Origin of the sequence: Streptomyces anatolicus (assembly GCF_019400875.1) — a bacterium.
Classification (GTDB): Bacteria; Actinomycetota; Actinomycetes; order Streptomycetales; family Streptomycetaceae; genus Streptomyces; species Streptomyces anatolicus.
Window position 1 is genome coordinate 1 of record NZ_WMBF01000518.1, and the last position, 4,222, is coordinate 4,222.

Annotated in this window: 3 protein-coding genes; 2 read left to right on the forward strand and 1 reads right to left on the reverse strand. The window is 69.1% G+C overall.

Annotation, left to right across the window (positions count from 1 at the left end; all coding sequences use genetic code 11):
- Together GKQ77_RS28670 and GKQ77_RS28675 are read left to right on the forward strand one after the other, a co-directional pair.
- The coding region (locus tag GKQ77_RS28670) for a multifunctional oxoglutarate decarboxylase/oxoglutarate dehydrogenase thiamine pyrophosphate-binding subunit/dihydrolipoyllysine-residue succinyltransferase subunit (RefSeq protein ID WP_258022133.1) at nucleotides 1–3,394 on the forward strand (3,394 nt) is incomplete at its 5' end.
- 129 nt (nucleotides 3,395–3,523) lie between these two features.
- Nucleotides 3,524–3,706 carry a DUF6104 family protein gene (locus tag GKQ77_RS28675; RefSeq protein WP_125515066.1) on the forward strand — a complete coding sequence of 61 codons (183 nt, stop codon included), beginning with the start codon at nucleotides 3,524–3,526 and terminating at the stop codon, nucleotides 3,704–3,706.
- 37 nt (nucleotides 3,707–3,743) lie between these two features.
- Here the strand turns inward: GKQ77_RS28675 and GKQ77_RS28680 are convergent.
- Nucleotides 3,744–4,222, reverse strand: a 479-nt coding sequence (locus GKQ77_RS28680; RefSeq protein ID WP_504739872.1) for an LLM class oxidoreductase, incomplete at its 5' end; no start/stop codon positions are given.

Here is a 4,222-nt window from a genome sequence, read left to right on the forward strand (position 1 = left end):
GGCCCCGGCCGGACCCGAGTACACGACGCTGCGCGGCCCCGCCGCCGCGGTCGCGAAGAACATGAACGCCTCGATCGAGGTCCCGACGGCCACGTCGGTGCGCGCGGTCCCGGTGAAGCTGCTCTTCGACAACCGCATCGTCATCAACAACCACCTCAAGCGCGCCCGCGGCGGGAAGATCTCCTTCACGCACCTGATCGGGTACGCGATGGTGCAGGCCATCAAGGCCATGCCGTCGATGAACTACTCCTTCGTGGAGAAGGACGGCAAGCCGACCCTGGTCAAGCCGGAGCACATCAACTTCGGCCTCGCCATCGACCTGGTGAAGCCCAACGGCGACCGCCAGCTCGTGGTCGCGGGCATCAAGAAGGCCGAGACCCTGAACTTCTTCGAGTTCTGGCAGGCCTACGAGGACATCGTCCGCCGCGCCCGCGACGGCAAGCTCGGCATGGACGACTTCACCGGCGTCACGGTCTCCCTGACCAACCCCGGCGGCCTCGGCACCGTCCACTCGGTGCCGCGTCTGATGCCCGGTCAGTCGGTCATCATGGGCGTCGGCTCGATGGACTACCCCGCGGAGTTCCAGGGCACCTCCCAGGACACCCTGAACAAGCTCGGCATCTCGAAGGTCATGACGCTCACGTCGACCTACGACCACCGGGTCATCCAGGGCGCCGCCTCCGGCGAGTTCCTGCGGATCGTCGCCAACCTCCTCCTCGGCGAGAACGACTTCTACGACGAGATCTTCGAGGCGCTGCGGATCCCCTACGAGCCGGTCCGCTGGCTCAAGGACATCGACGCCTCGCACGACGACGACGTCACGAAGGCCGCCCGCGTCTTCGAGCTGATCCACTCCTACCGCGTGCGCGGCCACGTCATGGCCGACACGGACCCGCTGGAGTACAAGCAGCGCAAGCACCCCGACCTGGACATCACCGAGCACGGCCTCACCCTGTGGGACCTGGAGCGGGAGTTCGCGGTCGGCGGCTTCGCCGGCAAGTCGATGATGAAGCTGCGCGACGTCCTCGGCGTGCTGCGCGACTCGTACTGCCGCACCACCGGCGTCGAGTTCATGCACATCCAGGACCCGAAGCAGCGCAAGTGGCTCCAGGACCGCATCGAGCGCCAGCACGCCACGAAGCCGGAGCGCGAGGAGCAGCTGCGCATCCTGCGCCGCCTGAACGCCGCTGAAGCGTTCGAGACGTTCCTCCAGACCAAGTACGTCGGCCAGAAGCGGTTCTCCCTGGAGGGCGGCGAGTCCGTCATCCCGCTGCTCGACGCGGTCATCGACTCCGCCGCCGAGTCGCGCCTGGACGAGGTCGTCATCGGCATGGCCCACCGCGGCCGCCTGAACGTCCTGGCGAACATCGTCGGCAAGTCGTACGCCCAGATCTTCCGCGAGTTCGAGGGCAACCTCGACCCGAAGTCGATGCACGGCTCCGGCGACGTGAAGTACCACCTGGGCGCCGAGGGCACCTTCACGGGCCTGGACGGCGAGCAGATCAAGGTCTCCCTGGCCGCCAACCCCTCGCACCTCGAGGCGGTCGACCCGGTCCTGGAAGGCATCGTCCGCGCCAAGCAGGACATCATCAACAAGGGCGGCACGGACTTCACCGTCCTGCCCGTCGCCCTGCACGGTGACGCGGCCTTCGCGGGCCAGGGCGTGGTCGCCGAGACCCTGAACATGTCGCAGTTGCGCGGCTACCGCACGGGCGGCACGGTCCACGTCGTCATCAACAACCAGGTCGGCTTCACCGCCGCCCCGGAGTCGTCCCGCTCGTCGATGTACTCGACGGACGTGGCGCGCATGATCGAGGCGCCGATCTTCCACGTGAACGGCGACGACCCGGAGGCCGTGGTCCGCGTGGCCCGCCTGGCCTTCGAGTTCCGTCAGGCGTTCAACAAGGACGTCGTGATCGACCTCATCTGCTACCGCCGCCGCGGTCACAACGAGTCGGACAACCCGGCCTTCACCCAGCCGCTGATGTACGACCTGATCGACAAGAAGCGCTCGGTGCGCAAGCTCTACACCGAGTCTCTTATCGGTCGCGGCGACATCACCCTGGAAGAGGCCGAGCAGGCGCTCCAGGACTACCAGGGCCAGCTGGAGAAGGTCTTCACCGAGGTCCGCGAGGCCACCTCGCAGGGCTCCCCGGTGGAGGTCCCCGGCCCCGAGGCCGAGTTCCCCGTGGCGGTGAACACCGCGATCTCCCAGGAGGTCGTCAAGCGCATCGCCGAGTCCCAGGTCAACATCCCCGACCGCGTCACCGTGCACCCGCGCCTGCTGCCGCAGCTGCAGCGCCGCGCGGCCATGGTCGAGGACGGCACGATCGACTGGGGCATGGGCGAGACCCTCGCCATCGGCTCGCTGCTCATGGAGGGCACCCCGGTGCGCCTCGCGGGCCAGGACTCGCGCCGCGGCACGTTCGGCCAGCGGCACGCGGTCCTCATCGACCGCGAGACGGGCGACGACTACACCCCGCTGCTCTACCTCTCCGAGGAGCAGGCCCGCTTCAACGCCTACGACTCGCTGCTCTCCGAGTACGCGGCGATGGGCTTCGAGTACGGCTACTCCCTGGCGCGTCCCGAGTCCCTGGTGATGTGGGAGGCCCAGTTCGGTGACTTCGTCAACGGCGCGCAGACCGTCGTCGACGAGTTCATCTCCTCGGCCGAGCAGAAGTGGGGCCAGACCTCCGGCGTCACGCTGCTCCTGCCGCACGGCTACGAGGGCCAGGGCCCGGACCACTCGTCCGCCCGCCCGGAGCGCTTCCTCCAGCTGTGCGCGCAGAACAACATGACGGTCGCGATGCCGACCCTCCCGTCGAACTACTTCCACCTCCTGCGGTGGCAGGTGCACAACCCGCACCACAAGCCGCTGGTGGTCTTCACGCCGAAGTGGATGCTGCGCCTGAAGGCCGCCGCGTCCAAGACGGAGGAGTTCACCTCGGGCGGCTTCCGCCCCGTCATCGGCGACACGCGCATCTCCTCCGGAGAGGGCGACCCGAACGCGATCCGCAAGGTCGTCTTCTGCGCGGGCAAGCTCTACTACGAGCTGGAGGCCGAGCGGGAGAAGCGCGGCATCACGGACACCGCGATCATCCGCATCGAGCGTCTGTACCCGCTGCCGGGTGCGGAGCTGCAGGAGGAGATCTCCAAGTTCCCGAACGCCGAGAAATACCTGTGGGCGCAGGAGGAGCCGGCGAACCAGGGCGCGTGGCCCTTCATCGCCCTCAACCTCATCGACCACCTGGACCTGGCGGTCGGCGCCGACATCCCGCACGGCGAGCGGCTGCGGCGCATCTCGCGCCCGCACGGCTCGTCGCCCGCGGTCGGCTCGAAGAAGCGCCACGAGCAGGAGCAGCAGCAGCTCCTGAGCGAGGTCTTCGAGGCCTAGGCCTCAGCGGTCGTACGTGGGTGGGCCCGGCCCCGAGCGCTTGTCGCTCGGAGCCGGGCCCACCGGCGTATGCGGGGTCCGCGCCGCCTACCATGAGGGGGAAGAGGCCGTCCGCATCAGGAGCATGAGTTGTACTTCACCGACCGTGGCATCGAGGAGCTGGAGAAGCGGCGCGGCGAGGAGGAGGTCACCTTCGAGTGGCTCGCCGAGCAGCTCCGCGCCTTCGTGGACCTCAACCCCGACTTCGAGGTCCCGGTCGAGCGCCTGGCGACGTGGCTGGCGCGGCTGGACGACGAGGACGACGACGAGTAGCGCATTGCCGTAGTCAGTAGTACGGCGGTCCTCACAGTCACCCGCTCACGAGCGCGGGGGCCAGCTCCCGCCACTGCGGCAGGGGCAGCGTCGCCGGATCCTCGGTCAGCACCTGTACGCAGACGTGGTCGGCGCCCGCTTCGAGATGGGCCCGCACGCGCGCGTGGAGCACGTCGACGTCTCCGTAGGCGACGATCGCGTCGACGAGCCGGCGGCTGGGGCGGCCGTCGACGAGGTCTTCGTCCCCGAATCCCATGCGCCGTACGTTCGCCGCCTGGTGGGGAGCGCTCGCGACGTACCCCGCCACGTGCCGCGCGGCCACCTCGCGCGCCCGCTCGACGTCCGTGTCGAGGACGACGGCCTGCTCGACGCCCAGGAACGCGTCCGGCCCCATGGCCTTCCGTGCAAGCGCGGTGTGCTCGACGGGCACGAAGTACGGGTGGGCGCCCCAGGTGCGCTCGGCGGCGAGCGCCAGCATTTTGGGGCCGAGCGCCGCGAGGACGCGGCGCGGGGCGG